Genomic DNA, 23,969 nt, shown 5'->3' on the forward strand with positions numbered 1-23,969 from the left:
ACTTTGTCCACTTTATCATGTTATAAAGGATTGTCCCACTTCAGCCCTACCGGTATCGGGAGAGTTTTGTTGTCCCTCCCTTCATCGATACTATGCCCCCAATTCCCTCTTAAGAAGACCATCCAAAATGGCTGGAAGCGATAAAGTGGTCCTTGTAGAACAGGATGATCCTGCTAATGAAAAGGTAAGCCGGTCGTGTCATCGACCTCCAATATTGTAAAAACCCCTGGGGATCACAACAAAGATATGTGGCGGGAAAACGAGTATAATCGAATGATGTTAAAATTATGTTAGAATTTGTTTTGTTTTCTTAGGGAATTTTTCGTAATATGAACATATCGGAAAGATGGCTTTGGAATGGCAGTTTGATGGGGTTTTAACGTACCTATGAGAAGATAAACTTATCCAGTCCATAAAATTTTGATTTCCTATTTATCTCTATTTCTTTTAGGGGTGTAAGTGCTAAGTGAAATCTGAATAGTAGGAGGATGACCATGAGGGTTTTGTTGCTGACGGTTGGAGGGTCAGATGAACCAATTGTCAAGTCAATAAGACATTACCAACCGGATCGGGTGATTTTCTTTTGTACAGAGACGAAGGGGCCTGCCAAGGGTACGGAGGAGATGGTGGACGGAGAAGGAAAGGTGTGTGGTCGTAACCGGGAGCGGCCCAGCATTGTTGCTCAGACTCAACTTCGGGAATCTTCCTATAAAGTGGTTCTTGTGGAACCGGATGATCCCTTTCATTGTTATCGATTGGCACTGGAAGAAATCGAGGCATTATTACAGGATGACCATGAAGTGATTATCGACTACACCGGTGGGACGAAATCAATGTCTGTCGGACTCGCATCAGCGGGGATCGAATATCCCGAATGCCAACTCAGTATCGTTTCCGCATTGCGTACCGACCTGATAAAAGTCAAAGACGGTATGGAAAGAGTGTCCAAACTCCCCGTTAATAAAGTCTATATCGAACGCCAAATCGGCGTCTGGCGCTCGCTGACTCAGTCGAGGGATTATGAAGCGGCGGGGGAGATCATTCATAAGCTGAGTACATATGGACATATAGAGGATACAGAAGAATTTAACCGTATGGATTATCTGACAAGGGGTTTTGCGGAATGGGATCGGTTCAATTATAAAGGAGCTGCTAAGTTTATAGAGGTGTATAAGCAACTCCCCGAAATCGGGCCATACAATACAACGGTAAAACAACTCGCCCGAATAATTGAATTTGTTGAAAAGTGGAGTCCGGATGATCGTCAGAGACCGCCTGGTGAGGGTTTCTTACTGGTCTATGATGTTCTGAAAAATGCTGAACGAAAAGCGGATCGCGGCTTTTATGATGACGCAGTTTCACGCATCTACCGGGGCGTGGAGATGTATGCGCAATTTTGCCTGATGACAGGAAACCCGAGGCTGAAAAGTGATGAGATCGATGTGGGGGCCCTGCCGGAAGAGTGGCAGGAGCATTATGAAAAAAAACGAAACCCAATCAATAAGAAGGTGCAAATCGGACTCAAAGAATGTTACCAGCTGTTAAAACAGACTCAGCATCCTGTTGGTGAAGTTTGGGGGCAATGGGAGAACCGGGTAACGGATGTGTTGCAAATAAGAAATTACAGCTATTTGGCCCATGGGCTGAATCCGGTCACTAAAGAACAATATGAAGAAGTGAATCACACCATTTGGCGCTTCATCGATGAATGTGATCGGAAGCTGAAGTTTAAAAAAGGACTGAAACATTACCAACAGCTTCCGATGAAACTGTGAGTATGATCGAGCAGATCCGTACTTTATAAAACACCATATAAACTGTGTCGTGATCCCCAGTAGCATAAAACCCCGGAGATCGACGACAAGAAGAAATCGAATACCTCTTGCTCCCCCCCGTATGGTATACGAAATTGAAACAGCGGGCGATATGAGTGACTGTGTTTGAGATATCCCAGTTTTTAACGATCTATGAAGAATTGAAAACCCTGCCGCATATTTGACACCCTATATGTACTAACAAACTTTTATCGTACATTTAAGACTTTGTGTCCAAGTGAGTCGGAAAATTTCCGGCTCTTTTTGTATTTAGACACAAAACCGATAGTAATAAAAAATAATTTTATGCAGGAAAAAATGGGTTCCATATCCAATTGTAATAGTAATGGAATGGAGGTGAAGTAGTGGAAAGGTTGGAAGTGAAGTATTCGATCGTAACCCCACTGTTTTTGGCGGGGGCGGATCAGGGGAAAGCCGAGGTGAGAGCCCCTTCGATCAAAGGAGCACTCCGTTATTGGTATCGTGCGGTCGCACCCAGGTATAACCTGGCGGTTCCGGGAGGGAGCACTACATATGAAAGCGAACTGTTTGGCGGTACGGGAGCGGGAGAAGGACAGGCTCGTTTTTTAATTCGAACCTCTCCTGTTTCATTGAAAGAAGAAGTGGTCGATCGCGAAAGCCGTATATTGCGGGGAGTCGATTACTTGGGATTTTCATTGAAGCCGCAGCGGGATCGACGTACCGGTCAACAGTCGTTTCGTTCCTGTATTGTTCCCGGTCAGGATCTGAGGGTTTCTTTTTTGATGCGTCCTGTTGCGAAAAAAGGAATCGAGTCGTTGGTGGCGTGGAAATCCCTAATTGCCTCCATCTGGCTGTTGGGACACGTAGGTGGGTTGGGCTCCCGTTCCCGTCGGGGATTTGGTACCGTTTCGCTGAAAGAATGGCGGATGGAAAGAAATCCGGCGGCGGAAAAACTCCTGAAGGAGTTGCCCATCGCTTGCAATACCGACAACATCGAGAAGTGGTACCAGGGTTTCAGGAATGGTCTTTCCCGGATTCAATCCTGGTTTGACGGGAAGCCCATAGTGGATCATACGGTGATCGATCCGCAATCCTCCTTTTTTTATCATCCTGCTGGAGCAGCGTCCTGGACCGAAGCGATGCGACTGGCCGGTGAGTATCTGAAAGAGTTTCGTAAAGAGAATCGGGGTGGACGGATGGCTCTCGGATTGCCGATGATGGTTCCGCAACGGAGTATCCGCTATGAACCGGAAGGTTTCAATCGCGTCGCCTCCCCGGTGTGGATCCGGGTAATTCGGGCGGGTGAGCGTTTTTATCCCTTTTTTGCTCTGTTGTCTGCTCCTTATCCCTCCAAGCTCAAAGAAAAATGTACCAGGCGAAACATGGCGGATAAGGAGTACTCCGCCCCTGACATGGCAACGATGATGGAGCAGTTACAATCCTATTTGAAAAACCAGGGCTTCCGGGGGGAGGGAGATAGATGAGCCTGAAAAAGTTTCACTTTACCATTGGACCTGTTCAGGGATTTGTCACCCAGTCCCGTCGTATCCGGGACCTGTTGGCCAGTTCCTTTTTGCTCTCTTTTCTGTCGGGACAGGCGATGGTCGAGGTGGATCGGCAGGGCGGGCGTCTCCTGTTTCCCGAGATCGGGAATCAGGAGAAGGGCTTTCGGGATCCTCTGTTCCGTGCCATTCAAGCGGAAAGAGCGGGCGAGGAATGGGTGAAAGGGCCCTGGATCGGGTCTCTGCCCAACCGGTTTACGGCGGAGGTGCCGGAAGATTTTCTCCCCGATTCCTGTGTGAAAGCCGTTAAAAAAGCATGGAAACGGGTGGCGGATGCGGTTTGGGAGCGTTGGGTGAAACAGGTGGCTCCGCTTGGGATAAACACGGAATCCATCTGGAAAAGACAAGTGAGCAGTTTCTGGGAGACGGCCTGGGTGTTGGGAGAGGGGACTGATCTCCTGGATCGGCGCAAAAATTGGCGAAATCATATCCCTTCGCTGGAAGAAGGGGACAAATGCATGTTGATCGGGACGCTGCAAGAGATTTCCGGCCATCTGCGCGGAGGGGCGCAAAGGGAGTTTTGGAGCGAATTGCGCGAATCCGTGTCCACCCATTCATGGCAGTTGGGCGAAAATGAACGCTTGAGCGCCATTGCGTTGATCAAACGCCTCTATCCTTTGGTAGCCAAAGAGGCGATCGGCTGGCCCTTTCCCCGGGAAGCTGTCGGGTTTCCATCCACCGCGTACCTGGCTGCTTTGCCATGGATCACAAAAGCGGTAACTGAGCAACCCTCATTGGCTGCCTCATTTCTGGAGGCCGCTGCCGCATGCCGAATCCCCCCCACGGAAAACGGGGCGCATTTCGGATCGGTTCAAAAGCTGAAGCCGGACGGGGAAAATTTAAGAGCGATGTTCCGCCTCGATGGACCGTGTTTTTTTGAATCCAACCTTCAAGAGGGTTCTTTGTATTGGAAAGAGTCACCGTCTTCTTGCGAGCGGCGTAAAGATCTGTGGGAGGCACGCAAGCGACTGGTCAAAAAGATTGGGGAGCCCAGCCCTTTTTACGCTCTGCTGCTGATGGACGGGGACCGGTTGGGGGCCTTGTTGCAGTCGGGGGCAGTGGACGGAGTCGATCCAGGGGTACGCGTCAGTCGTGCTCTGTCGGCATTTATCGATGGATTGCCTGACCTAATTTCAGAGCATGACGGTGTAACCATCTATGCCGGCGGGGATGATGTTCTGGCCATGTTCCCGCTCCATGGGGCGCTTCCCTCTGCGGTTCGGTTGCGCGAAAAATATATGAAGGCTTTTGCCGGAGAGGAGGGGGAAGGCTTTTTCGCTACCCTCTCCGCCGCGATCGTTTATGCCCATTATCGTGCACCGTTGAAAGGTGTGCTCCAACACGCCCACCACCTCTTGGATGATGTAGCAAAAGAATCTTGTGGCCGGGACAGTCTGGCTGTCGGTGTGTGGAAATCAGGGGGCCCGACACTGACGTGGTCTGCCCCTTGGGATACCTTTTGTAAACGGCCGGATCAGCCAACCCAACTGGAATTTGAGGTGGGCCAATCGGGAGGAAACGATGAGGCCCTGTTTTCCCGCAGCTTTCTGTACAAACTGCGGCAGTTTGAGCGAATCGGTCAGTTTTCCGGAGGGCCTGGGGAAAACCGAAATATACTGATCGACTTGGCGGCTGCGGAGTATCTACGTGGAACCGGATCGATCGATGGGGGGATCGAGAGAGCGAAAGAAGAGGTGACTCCCTTGATCGATCTCTGTTTACGCTCATGGCGGGATGACACGGGTAAACTACATCAGTCAGAAGGGCCGTTTCGAGCGGATGGTGCGTTGTTGGCCGGTTTCTTGGCACAGAAAGGAGGGGAATCTTCCTGAGCTGGGTATGGAGCTTCCAGGCAATGGATACGTTGTTTTTTCGGGATGGTACTCCCTTTCATCTGGGTGAAGGAGGATCGGTTCAGCCTCGGGGTAGTTTTCCTCCGTCGATAATGCCTTTGCAGGGGGCCATCCGGACAGCGCTGGCCCGCGGGAGGGGCTGGCGGCCGAATCACCCCAATCGTTGGCCGGAGGAATTGGGCACTCCGGATGATCTGGGTGATCTGCGGTTGCGGGGTCCTTTCCTCCGTTTCGGGGGAGAGCGATTGTATCCGATTCCGCTCGTGCTATTTGGAAAATGGGGTGCAGAATTGACGCGTCTGGTCCCAGGGGAGAAGGTGGAGTGCGACTTGGGGCAGGTCCGACTGCCCAGATTGGCGCAACCAGTGACCGGAAAAATGCTGGAAGGCTGGTTGACGCAGGATGGACTGGAATCGGTCCTTCGGGGGGAAGTGCCCGCTGTGACAGAAATTTTACAGCCGGAGAAGATGTGGAAAGAAGAACGGCGGGTGGGGATTTTGCGCAATGTAGATACCCGCAAGGCGGAGGCCCATCATCTGTATACAGCCACCCATGTCCGGCCGGTGAAGGATCTGATGGTCGAGGTGGATGTACAAGGGATTCCGGAGGATTGGAATCCGGAGGCCTCCCTGACACTCCCTCTGGGAGGAGAGGGACGAATGGCCTATGTCACAGTCTCCAAAAAAGCTGGGGATCAAGCGGATTTTCCCCGCATGCCCGAATGGTCGCAAACGGAAGATACAGTGAGATTTACCGTCACTCTGTTGACACCGGGACGATATAGGAACACGTGCTCCGTGATCCAGACGGGACCGAAAGGGATTCCGGGGCGGTGCATTTCAGCCAGCATCGGCAAAATGGTTTCCCTGGGGGGCTGGGACTTGAAGCGTTGTCGTCCACGTCGGTCGGTTTCTCTCCTTCCCGCAGGGTGCACGTGGTTTTATGAAGCAAAAGTGGAACAACTGGATCAAATTAAAGGGTTACACGGAACATTCACGGGAGAAATGAATGCATACGGGATGGGACAAATCGCAATCGGAACATGGCAGGAGGGAACAAGATGAACGGTGTTGTGATGGGACTGTTGGCGGAGACGGCCCTACACCCGGGAAGCGGGCAATCGGCGGGGGTGATCGATCTGCCTGTGGCCCGGGAAGCCACTACACAGTATCCGGTGATCGCGGGCTCCAGCTTGAAGGGAGCCCTGCGGGACAAGGCCGAACAGGAAAACTGGGAAGAGATCACACAAATTTTCGGCAGCCCGGGTGGCGCCGGTGGGATTTCTGTAGCCGATGGGCGTCTGTTGTTGTTACCCGTCCGCTCCTTGTCGGGTCATTACCGCTGGATTACCTGTTCCTATCTGTTGGAACGCTTGACGCGGGATTTGCAGATGATCGGTAAAAACGGGGCGGATATCAAGCTGGATCTCCAACCGGGAGAGACGTTGGTGGCACAAGGTGAGGAAAAAACTCTCTTCCTGGAGGAGCTCTCTTTTGAACAAAGGTTGGAGGCGGAGAAAGTGGAATGGGTAGCAGAATGGATCAAGCCATTGATTGCGCATCCATCGGTACGCGATCGCCTGGTTCGGCAGCTGGCGGTTCTCCATGATGATGACTTTGCCCATTTTGCTCAATACGGCCTTTCCGTTCAGGCACGAAATGCGCTGGATGAGAACAAGCGAAGTAAAAGTTTGTGGTTCGAGGAGACCTTACCTTCGGACACTCTGTTTTATAGCTTGCTGATGTCCCGCCCCGGGCAGGAGGAATGGTTGAATGTCCTGCGCCAAAACCTTCAAGCTCCTTCCTATCTGCAGATCGGGGGAAATGAAACCATCGGTCAGGGCTGGTGCGTCCTGTCCATGATGGAGTGAGGAGGTTGAAGATGTCGGATCAAAAGCGGATGCTGGATCTGGAACGGGCCACATTTTCTCTGAAAAAAGTGAAGCGGATCGAGGAAGATTTTTCTGCGGAACAAGCCGATGCTTATGCTGACTATACGAAACGCCTGCCCGCGGCGATCTTGGGAAATGGCCTCGGACAAGCCTTGGCTCAACTGAGGGCGGCGGCGGTCGGTTCTCACGACAAGAAGACGGATCCCCACTACCTGCTGTATCAGGATATACATGACTGGTTGTGCCGGGACGATTCCCGGGCCCCATATGCCAAGGCGAAGGATCTATTGGAAGCCTTGGTGGCGGGAGATCGCCATACCTATCTCCGGGCGCGGGCAGAGACGATGGCTTTGTTGGAATGGCACAAAAAATTGGCGGTCGCTTATTTGAAACAGCCGGAAGCGGTGAACCGGCATGAATAAAAAAGCAGGTCTTCTTCCTCTGTACCGAAATGCCTCCGCCCCCGGCATTCGCCCGCAATGGGGGCATGCCGGCTTGTGGTATGAGAAGTTTTGCAACGTCTGGAGTCGGCAGGGTGGGGCTTGGACTTTGGGGACCGACAAAGCCCGTTGGATTGATAACGTAACCGGGGAGATCGGGGATCAACAGGGGATCGAGGAGACGGTGGAGCGAATGAAACAGCTGGTTGCCGCCCGATCGGGAACTCTCCTTCACACCCGGACCGAAGGCCGGTTTGTCACCGGATTGGGACGTTCCCATCCCGTGGAAAACGGATTTGCATGGCACCCCACATTGGGCACCGCCTATTTGCCCGGCTCGTCAGTAAAAGGATTGGTCCGCTCCTGGGCAACACAATGGGAGGAACAGGTGGACCCGGAAGATGTGAAACGGATTTTCGGTTGCCAGGATGGCACCGCTGTCAGTGTCGGGAGTGTGATTTTTTATGATGCACTTCCCCTTGAGCCAATCCAGTTGGAAGCGGATATCATGAGCCCTCATTACAGCCCTTACTATCAACATCCTGGGGAATATCCGCCGGTGGACTGGCACGCTCCCGTCCCGATCCCCTTTTTGAGCGTGGCAGCGGACCAACCCTTCCTCTTTTCAATGGCACCGCGACGGCCGGGGGAGCGTGAAGGGGATGTAGAGCAGGCCAAGGAGTGGTTGCAGCAGGCACTGGAATGGATAGGGGCCGGGGCGAAAACAGCGGTGGGATACGGCCGGTTTGTGGTGGACCAGAACAGACAAGAAGAGTGGAAACAGCTGCTGGATGATCGGAAACGGGAACAGGCGAAGCAAGCCCGACTGTCCCAAATGACCCCGGTGGAACGGGAGATGGAAGAAGACGGGTATCAACAAGATCCAGATCGGTTTATGAAGGCGCTCACCGGTAAATGGCTGGACCGGATGGAGAGCGATGACACCCCGTCGGCAGAGCAGATGGAGATCGCTCGGCGTCTGGCGGTTTGGTATCAGACCCACCGATTGGATCATTGGAAAAAGCCCAATAAGAAGAATAAGGAGAAAATCCGGCGCATCCGGGCAGTGTTGCACGGGAAAAGTTAATCAGACCTTTGTCGTTGATCCCCAGTAACGTAAAAACCCCCGGGGATCGACGACAAAGCCAAAATGACGAGATCACTTGATATAATGGGAAGAAATCGAATGTCTCTTGATCTCAAAGGGTATTTTCCGTATGATGGACCTAACGTAGAAATGGCTTTGGACCGGCTTTTTGGTGGGTTTTTATCGTACCTATGAGGAATTGAAACAAAAATCGAGATTCACTTTGTAATGCTTCGCGAAATGTTTTTATCGTACCTATGAGGAATTGGAACGATCGTTGATAACCAGTTTTCCAACCGCGCGGGCAGTTTTTATCGTACCTATGAGGAATTGAAACCTCCTTCTGTTGCGGATTCGGAGCTGATAATAACGGTTTTTATCGTACCTATGAGGAATTGAAACTAGGGTTTATTAAGTTTCGCCCGATTAAATTAAAAGTACCTATGAGGAATTAAGAAAAATCTGTTTTAGTCCAATGGTAAGCATAATTGGAAAAGACCCCAGAATGTTGGACAAAGGTAATGGTATAAATGTAATCCATCAAAATGTCCCATAGTCATTTGATTTATAGGGATTATTAATACAAATTGTGGGTATTATTCGATTACTCAGACCGTGGGAAGTGGAGAAATGAGGAAGGGAATTCTCAATTGAGCTGAAAACCCAAATAGCTCTCGGAATTCATAAAAAAGAAAAGCTTGTGCTCAGTTATCTTACCTGGCAGGGTATGTTTGTCAGCAAGCTTGAAAAATGGTCAATAGAAGAGAAGCAGCCCAGACTCGGGAGACTATCTTCGGTGATCAGCAGACAAGTTAGTGTCTCATTGATGTGAAATGCGTCAGGGTGGTTGGTGGGTTTTGCTTTTGATTTTCCTGCCAACCACCCTGCTTTTCCGTAAACTAGTTGAATGTACCCGGAGTATATATGTCAATCGCAAAAAATGGCATTTAAACATTGATTATCCAAACGGTGTGTATTATTCTCTTAGTAGGTCTATTAAAATAATGAATTAATTCACAAGTTAGGGGGGTGAATCAATTGAAATTGGTGATGACGTTTTCGAAACAAGACGGGATGATTGAGCTTCCGATCGATCACAACCACATGTTGCAATCCTTTTTGTACCGTCATATCAGTGATGATCAGTATCGGGATTTTCTTCATGAACAGGGGTACTCGTTTGAGAAACGCAAGTTTAAAGGGTTCACTTTTTCGAGATTGAACAGTACATACATTATAGACAGAAAGCGGGGAGTGATCTGTTTCCGATCACCGGTCACCTGGGTTGTAACTGCGGCCACGGAATCATTTATTCGTGATTTGATGACGACTTTACTGAAACAGGATCAGTTCATATGGTACGACCAAAAGGTATATTTGGAGTCTCTCCACGCTGAAGCGATACCCAATGTAACATCACCGACTCTTGTACGGACTCTTTCCCCGATCACTATGTATACTACGATGATTGACGAACACCGTAACAAAAGGACTCATTACTATCATTGTGAAGACCAAGCTTTTTCTGCTCTTATACAACAAAACCTTATAAAAAAATATGTGGCTCTTCATGGAGTGGAACCGGAGAATAATTCTTTTTCAATCTCTCCCGTCCGTATAAAACAACGGCCGGAGACTGTGAGGTTTAAGCGCTTCATAATTAAAGGCTGGAAGGGGGAATTTCTATGTACAGGGTCCCCGGAGTTGATTCAGTTTGCACTGAAGGTTGGTGTCGGTGCCAAATCATCACAAGGTTTTGGCTGTATCGAAATTTGGAAAGGGGGCGAACTTATTGATCGAAGCCGTTCGCAAGCTAGGTGAACCGATTGCCAAACTAACACAACAAGAACAGGCCGATGCACTTGTTATGCAGGTGGCAGGAACCCAAGAAGGATCGGACTATGTTGTCTTCCTTAACTTTGATTTGAATACCCAAACGTTTTCACTTGATCTGGAACCGATGACCGTCGATTCCTCCCATCAATATTTTCATATCGGAACAGCAGACGGACCGAGCAGCGAACAGTGGATGCTGACTGGCACACGCCCGGATTATATTGTATCACAAGCTCTATACGCACTTATAAAGAGGCTTCCGGACTGTGAATGGAAGGATCGATTAGCTCAGGTTAAGCAAGATTTTTTCTATGATACAGGCGAAAAACAAGGCATGAAAGCCCGCTATCGCTATGTTTTGGATGTTAAGCATTTGAGAAGCGGCACCACGATGGAAGCATTGATGGAAAAGGCGCAGGGGGATGAGAAAAAAATTATATCCCTTGTAGTAAAAGAGCTGAACCAGTCGGTCGAGAAACAGTTGGAAGTTAAAACGAAAGATGTTGCCCTTTGGGTGCTTTCCGTAAATGGTGAATTTCCTCAACGAAGTGACCAATATCGTCAGCTGGCGTGGCAATTGAAAGAGGCCGCTTTTGAGCGAGCGAAAAACGGCAAGTGCTTTTTGTGCAATGAAAGGACCGCCGTTACGGATGATACGAGCAAATTAAAGTTTAAAAGCTATATAACCGATAAGATCAATTTTGCCAGCGGTGTTTCCAAGGACTTTTCGCGCAATTTTCAGCTGTGTCGAACCTGTCATCGTGAATTAATACTTGGTGAGATGCGGGTGATGGGGGAATTCGCGGCTCGGATCGGGAGGTTGTCTCTCTATATCATTCCGGAATTCTTGTTTGACAACGCCGGGGAGCTTTCCAGTAAGTGGGGACATGATGCGGCCAATCAGGGACGGGCTGTTCTGGATATGAAAGCGGCATACGAGATGGACGTAAAGCTACTGACTCGGCATCAGTCACAGATAAACAACCAATTTACGTTGCATTTTCTTTTTTACATTAAGCAACAGAACGAGTTTCGTGTAATTAAGTTGATAAAAGATGTCTCCCCTTCGAGATTAATACGTTTGCAACGGATCACCGCGGATTTGGAGGAGCTCGGAAAAAAGTATTTTAAAAGCAGGAATGAACAAGAGCACAGTGACTGGATGACAATTGACTTTGGACAGATCTATTGGTTGTTTCCGCTCAAGGAAAGCCAGGGTCAACTGGTTGAGTATCGAAAACTGTTGCAGCTGTACGATGCAATTTTTGCTGAAAAACCGGTTGAAAGACGTGTTCTTGTTTCCAAACTTCTCGAATTGGCCAAAGTGTACCGATTCGAACAGACAGGGGCTTATCAGCTGTCGGCACCACTCGGCAACAATCGGGATTATGCCATGATCATTGGCCTGTTGAAAGGGTTGTTGTTCCTGAAATACCTTGAAATGGCCTGTGTTCTAAAAGGAGGAGAATCCATGGACGTTTCCTTGTTGACTGTCAAGGATGAATTAAAGGGTTTCATTCAAAAAATGGGCTACAGTGAAAGCCAAACATCGTTGATCCTGTTGGGGTTGCTGATCAACCAGGTGGCCCGAAAACAGTATAATCACAACCTCACGTCAAAACCGATCCTCGATAAATTGAATTATCAGGGAATGAACCCCGGAAAGTTGCAACGACTCAGTACAGACGTGTTTGCCAAGATAAAGCAATATAAGGCTTTATATCCGGCAAACGAAAAAATGTATGCGGATCACACCATGCTGTTGCACAAAAATCTGAAACGGTGGGACCTGTCCGATCAAGAAAATGTGTTCTATGTACTGTCCGGTTACGCGCTGGGAACAAGAATTATGGGTGTGCAAAAAGAGGAAGAAACTATAGCAACATAAAGCGTGAGTCAATCTGAGGATAATGTATTCCTAAAGGAGGAAGAATAAATGAATAACAGCGATTTGTTGTTTTTGTATGATGCGAAGTTGACGAATCCCAACGGAGATGCAGATGACGAAAACCGTCCGCGCATGGATTATGAAACATCACGCAATTTAGTGAGTGATGTACGCTTAAAGCGATATTTACGTGATTTTTTGCAAGAGGCCGGGCAGGAGATCTTTGTTGCGAACATCGAAAACAAAACGGTAATCGCAACAACTCGCCTGGAGAACCTGTTTGAAAAGTACGACGGTAAAGTGAATATTAAAAAATTGGGCACCGAACAGATTGAGTGGATGTTGGATCAATTATTGGATGTTCGGCTGTTTGGGGCAACGATGCCGATAAAAGCGGAATCGGGCAAAGGATCGTCGTTGACGTTCACAGGCCCGGTGCAATTTAACTGGGGGTATTCACTCAACCCAGTCAGTTTGGTCGATTCGAGTACAATTACATCTCACTTCAGTTCGGAAAGCAGTAACGAACGTGGAACCATGGGGAAAGATTACCGCCTGTACTATTCACTGATCGCTTTTCACGGAATTATCAGCGGTCGGCGGGCAGTACATACAAGGCTGAAGGAAGCCGATATCGATCTGCTGGATCAAGCGATTGTCCGCTCGATTCCGACCCAGGCGACCCGCAGCAAAATCGGTCAGTACCCGCGTTTGTACATACGTGTGGAATATGTAAATGATCAATTGATCCTCGGTGATCTGCGGGATTTGATTCCCAACTTGGAAGACCCCAAAATCCGGGAGATCAGTCAGTACGAACTCCAAATGGAGGAATTGCGTCAAAAGTTGGTGGATCACAAGCAACAAATTCACAAGATTCACTATTGGCATGACTCCAAACTGCAACTTGTAAGTGCAAACGGGCGGGGAACATTGGAGGATGTATTGGGATCGGATCTGCATGACCTGATGCACCCGCTAGACGTTTAAAAGGGGGGAGGGACTGTGCAAGCACAACCGATCCTGGTGTTGAAGTGGTGGGGAGCAATGGCTCATTTCCGGAAATTTTATACCAACTCATCGTCACTCAGTTATGCCTTTCCTCCAAGAACGGTCATCATGGGTATGTTATCCGGCATTGTCGGATATGAGCGGGATTCGTATTATGACCGCTTTGATCCTGAAGATTTTCATTGTGCTGTGGAATTGGTTGCCCCCGTGAGGAAGATTTCGCAAACGGTGAATTACATTTTTGCCAAATCCGCAAAGGATTTGAACCGCTCAAGCGGTCCGACTCAAATTCCACTGGAAATTATTTTGAGCCGTCATTCAAAGGAACATGGGTACAGCCGGGTCTGCTACCGCCTGTTTATACGTCATCGGGATCTCAGCATCATGCGCGAATGGCAACACCGGGCACAAACAGGGTCCTTTTATTATCCGCCTTGCTTTGGTTTAAGTGAATTTAGTTCTCAGTTGGAGTATGAAGCTTGGATCGATGGAGAAAAAATCAGCGAACTGCCGTCGGGCACACAGACAGAGATTCATTCGGTCTGTTCGATGTCCGGTGTTGAACCGAAAGGATTGGAGTTGGATTTATGGGGGACTCGTCAATATTTGAAAGAACGTATGCCGCGGCATTTTTCGGGAAACCGTCAGCTTAAGGAAACGGAACAATACATTTTTGAGCAAAACGGCAAGTCAATTGCCGGTACATTCCGTCACCCTGTGACCTGTATTGAGCTGGACGGAACAATGAAGAACATCATATGGATGTAGGTGATCCATCATGTACTCCCATATCAAAAGAAACATACAAGGTGAAGTGATCTCGAAGAAGCCGCTTGTTCAACATTTGCGGGAGGTGGCAGCCTCCGCAGATCATTTGTCCCCATTGCCAGACAGCCAGGATGAGGAATTACTCAGACAGTTTCACTGTATCCATGCTTATGGACATGATTTCGGAAAATATACACCCTATTTTCAAACCTATCTACTGACCGGTGAAAAAAAGGGGAAATTGCACCACCATTCCTATATTTCGGCGGTGTGGACCGCTTGGTTATTGACAAAAATTAGTCCAGAGGAGGGGTGGGGGCGTTATGCCCCACTCCTCGGTTTTCTCGTTGTTCTTCATCATCATGGTGATCTTGGATCGCTGGAGCACGATATTCCCGAAGAAGAAGATATCGATGTGGAACTGGCCCGATTCTTGGGACACGTAAGCCGCCACAGGGATAAAGTTGAACAACTGAAAAGGCAGATCGACAGCCTGATTCCCCATCGGGAAACTATTGAGAGCGATTATGCCTCAATGCTCGGGACAGCGGTCAGTTTTCAAGATTTCAGTGATGGTTACCTCACTGTATTTGGGATGTTGGTTCAACTGAAAGAACAGCTGTCAGCAGAGAACGAAAGCTTAAAAATCAAACTGTTTTTCTATTTACAGCTGCTGTTTTCTTTACTGATCGATGGGGACAAACACAGTGCCGCAAACGTTTCCTTTATGGAAAGAAGAGCTCTGCCTGCAGACTTGGTGAATCTATATGCGGCGGATCATTTTAAGAAAAAACCGGAAACGACCCTTGATTACTTGCGTGTCGATTTTTCACAAACAGCCAGAGACCAACTTGCTCAATTTAATGTGAAGAGACGTCTTTATACGATGACTTCTCCGACTGGAACAGGTAAGACTTTGACTTCTTTTGCGGTGGCTCTCGGAATGCGTGAGGCGATTAAGAAAGAGCTGGGGTATGAAGCGAGAATAATTTACGCTTTGCCTTTCACGAGTATCATCGAGCAAAATTACGATGTGCTACGAAAGGTCCTTTGTTATATTCCGGAGTTCGATGGTTCGGAAGAGTGTTACTTGTTGAAACACCATCACTTGGCAGAAGTTGTGTACAGGGAAAACAACGCGGATAAACCGATTTCCGATACACTTCTTCTGATGGAGAGCTGGGAGTCAGAAATTGTCGTCACCACTTTTTATCAGCTGATGCACAGTATCATCGGGTTTAAAAACCGCTATTTGAAGAAAATTCACCAGCTGTGTGGAAGTATCATCATCTTGGACGAAGTGCAGAATGTTCCCGCTGAATATTGGCCACTTCTTAATAACATGTTGAAACACTTATCGCAACACTTGGGGTGCTATATTTTGCTGTTAACAGCTACAAAACCCTTTATTTTCGAAAAGGGAGAAGCGCAGGAGTGGTTGCCGCCAAACAAGGTGAAAAGGTATTTTCAGTCCCTTGATCGGATGAAGATCGTTCCTGTTCTCCCCAAGGATCGAGGTGGTTGGTCCGAGGATGAATGGTTTGTCCGTTTTATGGAGCGGTACGATGAAGAGAAGTCGTACTTGCTCATTTTAAATACGGTGCAAAGCTCGATAAACGTGTATCAACGAGTGGTCAAACACATAAATGGCCCAAAAGTTTATTATTTATCGACGAATATTACACCACACGAGCGAATGAAGCGATTACGAGCCATCGGGCAGGATTTAAAACGGAGGGAACCGATTGTTCTCGTCTCGACACAAGTCGTCGAAGCCGGGGTTGATCTTGATTTTGATGTCATCGTCCGCGACCTTGCACCGATCGATAGTATAGTGCAAGCGGCGGGACGCGGTAATCGGAATGGACACCGTGGACAAGGGACCATGTTTGTGCTCCCGATGATGCGTAATGAGACGAAAAGCGACTGTGCTCTCGTCTACGGTGCCATCCATCGCAAACTTGCGATCGAAGGATTAACCCGGGATGTGATTCATGAACGTGACTTTTACCCCTGGATCGAGTCTTATTTTACAAAAAGAATGGAAAAAACAAATCAAACGATTTCACGGCACATTTGGAACGGTGTACGATCCTTGCGTTTCCATGATCAGGACAATCCAAACAATAGTGAATCCGTTTCCCGCTTCAGGCTCATTGAGCAACGGTTGGACATGGCTTCGTTGTTCGTACAAATGAATGAAGAGGCTGAAAAAGTGTGGGAGCGTTACATGACAGAAGTTGTGGATCAGCCGGAGATGTTGTTACGGAAAAAAGCATATCTCAAACTGCGACGTGTATTTCAATCCTATGTGATTTCCGTACCATTGAAACGTGTTAGAAATTTGGAAATGTACGGTGGTGTATTTTTACTCCGGAATGAACTGCTCAGTCAATATTACAAGGTAAACGACACCGGATTTATCCGCAATCCGGAAGATGCTGATGTGTGGATGTTATAGGAGGGGGTAGCCAACCATTTCGAAAGAGGGGTGGTGTTGTGCAAGTAACAGGGACACTGGTCTGGTACTATTTTATCTGCCACCGGGAAGTATGGTTGCTGGCCCGCCAAATTATTGCAGACCAGGATCATGAGGATTTGGATATGGGACGGTTTATTCAGGAAACGTCTTATTCCCGGGAGAAAAAAGAGGTTGCAATTGATAACATTCGGGTTGACCTGATCCAACGTGATGGTGAAGAACTTGTAATCAGTGAAGTAAAGAAATCTTCCCGATTTGAACAGGGTTCGCGAATGCAACTGTTATTTTATTTGTACAAGTTCAAACAAAAAGGCGTCAATGCAAGGGGAGAGCTGAGATTTCCCAAAGAAAAAAGGAAAGAGACCGTTTGCTTGACAGAAGCGGTTGAGAAGGAATTAGAACGAATCATCCACCACATTCGAACAATCATTAAACAACCGGTACCTCCCCCGCCTGTCAAGTGTAAATACTGCGGGAAATGCGCCTATTACGAATCCTGCTGGGTATAAAACAAGAGGTGACTAAGTGAAAAAAACGCTTTATATTTTTCAAAATGGAAATCTCAGACGCAAAGACCAAACCCTGCGGTTGGAAACGGAAGAGGGGAATAGGTATATTCCTGTTGAGGATACGATGGAAATCCTCATTTTTGGTGAAGTTGATTTCAATAAACGATTACTTGAATTTCTTTCGCAAAAAGAGATCATCTTGCATATTTTTAACCATTACGGTTATTATGCAGGGTCCTTCTATCCCAGGGAGCATCTCAATTCGGGTTATATGATCTTAAAGCAGGCTATGTGTTATCAAAACGGAGAAAAAAGGATGGGATTGGCGAAGTTATTTATTAGTGGCGCGGTTCATAACATTTTGCAAGTGCTGAAGTATTACCAAAACCGTGGAAAAAACGTTGCTTCAATCATAGAAAGCATCCGTTCGCTACAAGAAATGATAAATGCGAGTACAACAGTTGAAGAGCTAATGGCACTGGAAGGGAATATAAGGGGTTATTACTATCAATCATTTGATCATATTTTGGAAAATGAAAATTTCACTTTTGAAAACAGGTCAAAACAGCCGCCCAAAAATGAAATGAATGCTCTTGTGAGTTTCGGCAACACCATGCTCTATACAGCAGTCCTGAGCGAAATATATAAAACGCATCTGGATCCTCGCATTGGTTTTTTACATGCAACCAACTTTCGGCGGTTTACGTTGAATTTGGATGTTGCTGAAGTATTCAAACCAGTACTTGTCGATAGACTGATTTTTAGTCTGGTTGCAAAAAAGATGATAACCGCGAAAGATTTTGATCGGCGTGCAGGAGGAACATTTTTGACTGATCGTGGGAAGAAGGTGTTTATTACTGAGTGGGATAAACGATTAAAGACAACCTTCAAGCACCGGGATTTGAGAAGGAATGTTTCCAATCGTCGTTTAATTCGTCTGGAGCTCTACAAAATTCAAAAGCATCTCATGGAAGAAAAAAATTATGTGCCATATAAGGCTAAGTGGTAACAGGGAGGATGATTTAATTGTTTCGTCATTCTTGTGTATGATATCGGACAGAAACGGGTAGGCAAGGTATTGAAGACGTCACGCAAGTATTTAAATTGGGTGCAAAACTCGGTATTGGAAGGAAACATCTCACGTGTTAACTATGAAAAGTTAAAAGCTGAACTGAACAGCATAATTAATCCCGAAGTGGATTCGGTGATCTTTTACACATTCCGTACGACGAAGTATTCGGAAAGAGAGATTATCGGTATCCAAAAAGGGGGCGAAGAAGTCATATTATAATCATTCATGTGATGAGTTAGAAGCCGCATCTAGATATTGCAATGGATCACCTCTGCCAAAAGTCGTCGACCCCCGGTGGTGTAAAAACCCCCGGGGGTCGACGACTTTTATATGCAGCCCAAACTCTCCGCTACAGCAACGAATTTGATCAACCAAACCTTATGATCCCCACAGGAACACATGTCAGAACCAGTCTTGAAACTCAATAAACATGCCTGTAAAATGGGTTTAGAACGTACCTATGAGGAATTGAAACCAGGACGGGATCATCCGGAAAAGGAGGAGAAATAAGTTTAGAACGTACCTATGAGGAATTGAAACTCATCAAAAATGAGGTTTATATCGGCCACATCATCGTTTAGAACGTACCTATGAGGAATTGAAACCGGGCACTTGATCCGCTGATCCAAGGCTTTCAAAAGTGTTTAGAACGTACCTATGAGGAATTGAAACTTCGGTATGTTTCCATCAATACGTCGTTTTCTTGCGTTTAGAACGTACCTATGAGGAATTGAAACTCGTGAATTTAGCAAAGAACAAAGCCCAAAACTTTAGTTTAGAACGTACCTATGAGGAATTGAAACAAGCGCTGGATGTAAAAGAACGCGCGGAGATTTATGGTTTAGAACGTACCTATGAGGAATTGAAACAACAGGCGGGGATATTTTTCACCATTTATCGGGCCCGGTTTAGAACGTACCTATGAGGAATTGAAACACGTCAGCCAGAATCTCAGTAGATTCAGCTTCAATTCGCGTTTAGAACGTACCTATGAGGAATTGAAACTTGAACCGAAGACAATCGGAATATATTCAACCATCGCGTTTAGAACGTACCTATGAGGAATTGAAACTCCCTTTCTTGAAGCTGTTTTTTGTACTCCTTGACGTTTAGAACGTACCTATGAGGAATTGAAACATGCGGATCAACAGCACTATTTGGAAAGTTTTTTGGTTTAGAACGTACCTATGAGGAATTGAAACTCGAGCATACCGAGAAGGGATTCAAGCTGGATTCATGTTTAGAACGTACCTATGAGGAATTGAAACGCCGAAAGGGTGACAAGTATTACACCCTGCTGGAGTGGTTTAGAACGTACCTATGAGGAATTGAAACAGAAGATATTCGGATTTTCCAATCAGATCGCTTTGACTGTTTAGAACGTACCTATGAGGAATTGAAACGTATACTCCTCGTTGTTTACTTTGTACACACGCCCGTTTAGAACGTACCTATGAGGAATTGAAACTTTTGTATTCGAAAAGCAGATCGCGCCCCTCGTATTCGTTTAGAACGTACCTATGAGGAATTGAAACAAAATAAGGAGTGAGGGTTTACCCCTCAACTCCTCCTGTTTAGAACGTACCTATGAGGAATTGAAACTCTTATACGGTTTTCAAGGTGCGGCTTGGAATTTCCTGGTTTAGAACGTACCTATGAGGAATTGAAACCTGGAGATCGACGACAAGATTTAATCGGTTTGCATATCGTTTAGAACGTACCTATGAGGAATTGAAACAAGGAAATGAAATGTTGACGGCTGCATTGTGGTACGCGTTTAGAACGTACCTATGAGGAATTGAAACGTTGCTCCGCAATCAAAAACTCCTCATATGCGGCACAGTTTAGAACGTACCTATGAGGAATTGAAACTTCGTCTGTATCTTGAGCTACAGCAGGAGATATTGACGTTTAGAACGTACCTATGAGGAATTGAAACTGTCGAAATTCGGTAGAGGGGAAGCCGCCGGGGCTGGTTTAGAACGTACCTATGAGGAATTGAAACTTTTTCCTTGAACGAGGAAGAGATACCGGAAATCCCCGTTTAGAACGTACCTATGAGGAATTGAAACATGCTGTCATCCAAGGAACGGGGGCAGACATTCTGAAGAAGATAGGCATTGAATATGGCCGGGTATGCAGGGAAAAATGTTGGTTGCTGATGGCTTCAATTCATGACGAAATTATTTCGTTTAGAACGTACCTATGAGGAATTGAAACTATATCTCCCCGTCCTCGCCGATGATCCGCCCAGAACGTTTAGAACGTACCTATGAGGAATTGAAACTGGGAGGAATAAGCATGAACCCGGTAAGGAGAGCACGCGTTTAGAACGTACCTATGAGGAATTGAAACAATAGGTGAATAAACCCTATTTCGGCGATTTGTACAACGTTTAGAACGTACCTATGAGGAAAGTGAAACAAGAAATCTTGGACCAACTGAAGGGGGCCTGACTGAGTTTAGAACGTACCTATGAGGAATTGAAACCTGTGACCATTTTGCTGATGGCGAGCTATCGGGAAGTTTAGAACGTACCTATGAGGAATTGAAACCCGGAAAGCCCTCTCCCGGGTCCGGAACAAAAAGAAGGTTTAGAACGTACCTATGAGGAATTGAAATGAAAGTGACTGGGGACCGGTTCGTTTGAAATCAACTTTCAATTTCTATGAGGAAGAGAAATACGAGTGTCTGCCAGTCTTTTCAGATAAATAAAATAAGTTTTCATTTATACAAGAAAACTAAACTCCCACCCGATACGACGCTCTCCCTCAGGCGGGGAGGAGGGGTTTACCGGCTTCCCCCTTTTCTCTCCTCCACAATATGTTTCGTGAACTCTTTCAAACCGGAACTAGCGAAAAACAAAGAAAGCCCCCGGGCCAAACTGATGTGCACCCCTTAAAGTAGACACAAGGGAAAAACCCCTGTGAAAATGAACTACTTTAAAGGGGTGTTCTTTTATGGCGAAAAAAGGTCAGAAGTTTCAGTCCTACCCTTCTCGTTGAAAATGCAGGCGATCCAAATGCGATTAGAGGGGGTGACCAAACGGGACGTGGCGGAAAAGTTGGGAATCCATGATGTGGGTCGCTGGAAAGTATGGATGCGTCAATATAAGCAAAAGGGGGCAGAGGGGCTTCGGGATCATCGGGGAGGACGAAAGAAGCCACTGGAGCGGGACGAATACGTCCATCAATTGGAATTGGAGAATGATGTCTTAAAAAAGTGGTTGGAAATCCGGTACAAGGGAGGGATCAAAGCAAAATATCAATGGGTTCAGGCCTTAAGAGGCCGCTACACGGTTCAGGAGCTGTGTGATTACTTGAAGATCTCCCGAAGTGGTTTCTACCGCCATCTCCAATGTCAATCCGTAAACGGGCGGGAGAAGGAATTGAAAGAGAACATCCGTCATATTTGCCCTCATCGAAAAGGAAGATACGGATACCGAAGGATTCAAGTGGAACTGGAACGGCAATATGGGATCCGTGTGAACCACAAACGAGGGTTTCGGCTGATGCAGGACATGGGGTTAAAAGCTCTTATTTGCCGGAAATTATCGTCACGGCCGGGTCCAACCTGGCACTGAACGAGTGGCGGAAAATCTGTTGGCACAAGCCTTCCGTGCAAAGGCTCCCAACCGGAAATGGGTCACCGATGCCTTCCTCCCTGTGTGAAATCAATGGCTTTACCTTTCTGCAATCATGGACTTGTTTAACAACGAAATCGTGAGAAACTAATGCCTTGGTCCTTCAAACGGTGAAACAAGTTCTCCAAAAAAGAAAGGATGTATCCGGAATCATCCTCCACAGCGACAGAGGATTCCAGTATACATCCCGAGCGTACGACGACATGCTTCACCAGGTGACCCTGACACCCAGTATGTCGCGGAAAGACAATTGCTTTGACAATGCCTGCATTGAAAGCTTCTTTTCCCACTTGAAAACAGAAGCTCTCTACCCTTATGTTAACTTAGATGCAGACCAGGTGCAAAGACGTATGGAGGAGTATATTCTGTTCTACAACGAACAGCGCATTCAACTGAATTTAAATAAGTTGACGCCTGTGGAGTACAGGCGCCAACTTGCTGCTTAACTCGGGACTTTTCTCCGTGTCTACATAATGGAGGCTTGACCAAACCGGCCGGGGGCTGATTTTACATCTTCCATGTGAAAATGGTGATAGCAACATGAACGCGAGATCGATTCATGGGGTGATCATCATGCGTCGAGTTCCTTAATCAGGCCCTGGTTCACTTTTGCTGATACCTGTGGACTCGTGCACAGGGTTTGATGAAGGTAGGGAGAGATAAGAAGCCGTGATGATGAACAACCCTGGGAGCAGGAGGATGAAAATTTGTTTAGTCCATTTCTTCAAAAAGTACGCCCTCCTCATTTTGCAGTTCAACTTGTAACGTAAACATAATTCGCGTTAATTCCTGAAATTCCTGCTCATCAACACCATTTAAACACTGGGCCAAATGGAAAGTAGACTGATAGGATCGTTTCTTTAAGCCGTGCTGTTGAGCAATTTCAAGTGCCTGTCGATAGCAGGGAATGGCTTTGGATTTCTCCTTACGGAGTCGATAATAATCCCCCATGATTTGCAGGGCATGGGTTAACCGAGGAATATCCTGTTGTTGCTTTCCGATCTGAATTGCTTTTTGGAGTGTTTGATGGGCTTCATCCGCTTTTTTTATGTTTATGTAAAGCTTCCCCAACCGAGTGTAAGTGGTAATCAACCTTCTTTCATCTTGTTCCGGGAGTTGATCTTTCAACTCCAACGCCATGGAAAAACAATGTTCTGCCCGTTTCCAGTCTTCCAGTTTCATGGCGGTATTGGCGAGAACAGTCCAAAAATCGAACATCATGGAATAGTGTTGATTCAATCGGGCCAATTCCAGGCCCGTTTCGGCATAGTGAACAGCTTGATCCCATACGCCGGTTCGGCGGGAAAGTTCTGACTGAAGCCAATAAAAAGAGAGTTTGGTTTCGATCTGTTCGATTTGCGGCAGCCACTCCCATGCCTCATTGACGACCTTCATCGCTTCACCCAGGCGGCCCAATCGTTCCAGATAGATGGCTTTATTCCGTCTCAACAAGTACTTTATTTGTGGGCGCTCACCGGTGTCTTCAAATGAAGCGATCCCACTTTCCGCATACTTGAGGGCTTGCTCCAACCGGTTTTGATAGTAACTGCACAGGCTTAACTCATTGAATGCCGCCGCTTCTAGATCCGAACGGGTTTGGCTGCCGATCCGGACGGCTTGATACAGGGAGCGCTCTGCCTTTTTCCAATTCTTTTTGCTGCGGTAGGATTTCCCTTGGATGTAGTGATACAAAGCGGCATGAGGGTGAGTATCCTCCACCTCCAGTTGGGACAGCTTCTCCAGTGCATTATCGGGCTTGCCGATACTAACCAGTGATTCACAGGAAAACAGTTGAAATTTGAGATTTTTCAGCTCTTCTTTCTCCTCCAGGATCAGTTCGGGGATTTGATCCATGGAGATTCCCAGCTTGTCCAACAAATAATCCAACTTATCCTGTTTGACATGGGGGACACCTCGCTCCAGATTACTGATGGTCGCCGGGGAGATATTTTCGTCGGCGAGATCCTCCAAGCGTAGCCGGCGCCTTTTCCTGACCCTTCGGATGATTCCGCCGATTTCAGTTGACACCGCAGGAGACAAAGGAACTACCTCCTTGATCAGTTCGATTCACATAAATATTACATCAACTCACGGAAAATGGAAACCATTTTTTGATAGGGATCGAGTGAAA

18 protein-coding genes and 2 CRISPR repeat arrays are annotated in these 23,969 nt (G+C 47.0%); of the genes, 17 read left to right on the forward strand and 1 reads right to left on the reverse strand.

Translation table 11 applies throughout. The features are described 5' to 3' along the window. The first annotated feature begins 494 nt into the window (after nucleotides 1-494). The 17 genes from IEV46_RS01785 (at nucleotide 495) to IEV46_RS18550 (ending at nucleotide 22,284) form a co-directional block, all read left to right on the forward strand. Nucleotides 495-1,775 carry a TIGR02710 family CRISPR-associated CARF protein gene (locus IEV46_RS01785; protein ID WP_188429173.1) on the forward strand — a complete coding sequence of 427 codons (1,281 nt, stop codon included), beginning with the start codon at nucleotides 495-497 and terminating at the stop codon, nucleotides 1,773-1,775. Between the two features lie 404 nt (nucleotides 1,776-2,179). Beyond that, nucleotides 2,180-3,280, forward strand: coding sequence for a type III-B CRISPR module RAMP protein Cmr1 (gene cmr1 / locus IEV46_RS01790; protein ID WP_188429175.1), 1,101 nt, complete (start codon nucleotides 2,180-2,182; stop codon nucleotides 3,278-3,280). Further along, on the forward strand, nucleotides 3,277-5,190 hold the full coding sequence (cas10, locus tag IEV46_RS01795; protein WP_188429177.1) for a type III-B CRISPR-associated protein Cas10/Cmr2: 1,914 nt from the start codon (nucleotides 3,277-3,279) through the stop codon (nucleotides 5,188-5,190). Before cmr1 ends, cas10 begins: the two co-directional genes overlap by 4 nt. Nucleotides 5,191-5,213: 23 nt before the next feature. After that, nucleotides 5,214-6,275, forward strand: a complete 1,062-nt coding sequence (locus IEV46_RS01800; RefSeq protein ID WP_188429179.1) for a type III-B CRISPR module-associated Cmr3 family protein — start codon at nucleotides 5,214-5,216, stop codon at nucleotides 6,273-6,275. Beyond that, complete coding sequence (gene cmr4, locus IEV46_RS01805; protein ID WP_229735827.1) at nucleotides 6,272-7,081, forward strand: type III-B CRISPR module RAMP protein Cmr4; 810 nt, start codon at nucleotides 6,272-6,274, stop codon at nucleotides 7,079-7,081. Before IEV46_RS01800 ends, cmr4 begins: the two co-directional genes overlap by 4 nt. Nucleotides 7,082-7,092: 11 nt before the next feature. After that, nucleotides 7,093-7,524 carry a type III-B CRISPR module-associated protein Cmr5 gene (gene cmr5, locus IEV46_RS01810; RefSeq protein WP_188429183.1) on the forward strand — a complete coding sequence of 144 codons (432 nt, stop codon included), beginning with the start codon at nucleotides 7,093-7,095 and terminating at the stop codon, nucleotides 7,522-7,524. Continuing rightward, entirely contained in the window at nucleotides 7,517-8,629 is a 1,113-nt protein-coding gene (gene cmr6 / locus IEV46_RS01815) for a type III-B CRISPR module RAMP protein Cmr6 (RefSeq protein WP_188429185.1), read from the forward strand. Before cmr5 ends, cmr6 begins: the two co-directional genes overlap by 8 nt. Before the next feature lie 1,104 nt (nucleotides 8,630-9,733). After that, complete coding sequence (gene cas6 / locus IEV46_RS18545; RefSeq protein ID WP_373284534.1) at nucleotides 9,734-10,450, forward strand: CRISPR-associated endoribonuclease Cas6; 717 nt, start codon at nucleotides 9,734-9,736, stop codon at nucleotides 10,448-10,450. After that, nucleotides 10,422-12,353, forward strand: a complete 1,932-nt coding sequence (locus IEV46_RS01825; RefSeq protein ID WP_188429189.1) for a TIGR02556 family CRISPR-associated protein — start codon at nucleotides 10,422-10,424, stop codon at nucleotides 12,351-12,353. The genes cas6 and IEV46_RS01825 overlap by 29 nt, the downstream gene beginning before the upstream one ends. A gap of 48 nt (nucleotides 12,354-12,401) precedes the next feature. Next, nucleotides 12,402-13,343 carry a type I-B CRISPR-associated protein Cas7/Csh2 gene (gene cas7b, locus IEV46_RS01830; RefSeq protein WP_188429191.1) on the forward strand — a complete coding sequence of 314 codons (942 nt, stop codon included), beginning with the start codon at nucleotides 12,402-12,404 and terminating at the stop codon, nucleotides 13,341-13,343. A gap of 15 nt (nucleotides 13,344-13,358) precedes the next feature. After that, entirely contained in the window at nucleotides 13,359-14,132 is a 774-nt protein-coding gene (gene cas5, locus IEV46_RS01835) for a CRISPR-associated protein Cas5 (protein ID WP_188429193.1), read from the forward strand. A gap of 10 nt (nucleotides 14,133-14,142) precedes the next feature. Then, a complete protein-coding gene (gene cas3 / locus IEV46_RS01840; RefSeq protein ID WP_188429195.1) occupies nucleotides 14,143-16,593 on the forward strand; it encodes a CRISPR-associated helicase Cas3' in 2,451 nt (816 codons plus the stop codon). Nucleotides 16,594-16,631: 38 nt separating this feature from the next. Beyond that, on the forward strand, nucleotides 16,632-17,123 hold the full coding sequence (gene cas4 / locus IEV46_RS01845) for a CRISPR-associated protein Cas4 (protein WP_188429197.1): 492 nt from the start codon (nucleotides 16,632-16,634) through the stop codon (nucleotides 17,121-17,123). A gap of 16 nt (nucleotides 17,124-17,139) precedes the next feature. Continuing rightward, entirely contained in the window at nucleotides 17,140-18,132 is a 993-nt protein-coding gene (gene cas1b / locus IEV46_RS01850) for a type I-B CRISPR-associated endonuclease Cas1b (RefSeq protein ID WP_188429199.1), read from the forward strand. A 27-nt stretch (nucleotides 18,133-18,159) separates the two neighbouring features. Further along, nucleotides 18,160-18,414: a CRISPR-associated endonuclease Cas2 gene (cas2, locus tag IEV46_RS01855; RefSeq protein WP_188429545.1), complete on the forward strand. Its 255-nt coding sequence runs from the start codon at nucleotides 18,160-18,162 to the stop codon at nucleotides 18,412-18,414. Between the two features lie 226 nt (nucleotides 18,415-18,640). Continuing rightward, nucleotides 18,641-20,268: a CRISPR direct-repeat array (repeat unit 30 nt; unit sequence GTTTAGAACGTACCTATGAGGAATTGAAAC). Nucleotides 20,269-20,385: 117 nt separating this feature from the next. After that, nucleotides 20,386-20,817: direct repeats of the CRISPR family, unit length 30 nt; unit sequence GTTTAGAACGTACCTATGAGGAATTGAAAC. Between the two features lie 385 nt (nucleotides 20,818-21,202). Further along, entirely contained in the window at nucleotides 21,203-21,778 is a 576-nt protein-coding gene (locus tag IEV46_RS01860; protein ID WP_373284535.1) for an IS3 family transposase, read from the forward strand. Between the two features lie 155 nt (nucleotides 21,779-21,933). After that, on the forward strand, nucleotides 21,934-22,284 hold the full coding sequence (locus IEV46_RS18550; RefSeq protein ID WP_188429203.1) for an IS3 family transposase: 351 nt from the start codon (nucleotides 21,934-21,936) through the stop codon (nucleotides 22,282-22,284). Between the two features lie 265 nt (nucleotides 22,285-22,549). Here the strand turns inward: IEV46_RS18550 and IEV46_RS01870 are convergent, their stop codons facing one another. Then, entirely contained in the window at nucleotides 22,550-23,878 is a 1,329-nt protein-coding gene (locus IEV46_RS01870) for a helix-turn-helix domain-containing protein (protein WP_188429205.1), read from the reverse strand. Nucleotides 23,879-23,969: the final 91 nt, after the last annotated feature.

The sequence above is a fragment of the Kroppenstedtia guangzhouensis genome (assembly GCF_014637345.1).
GTDB lineage: Bacteria > Bacillota > Bacilli > Thermoactinomycetales > DSM-45169 > Kroppenstedtia > Kroppenstedtia guangzhouensis.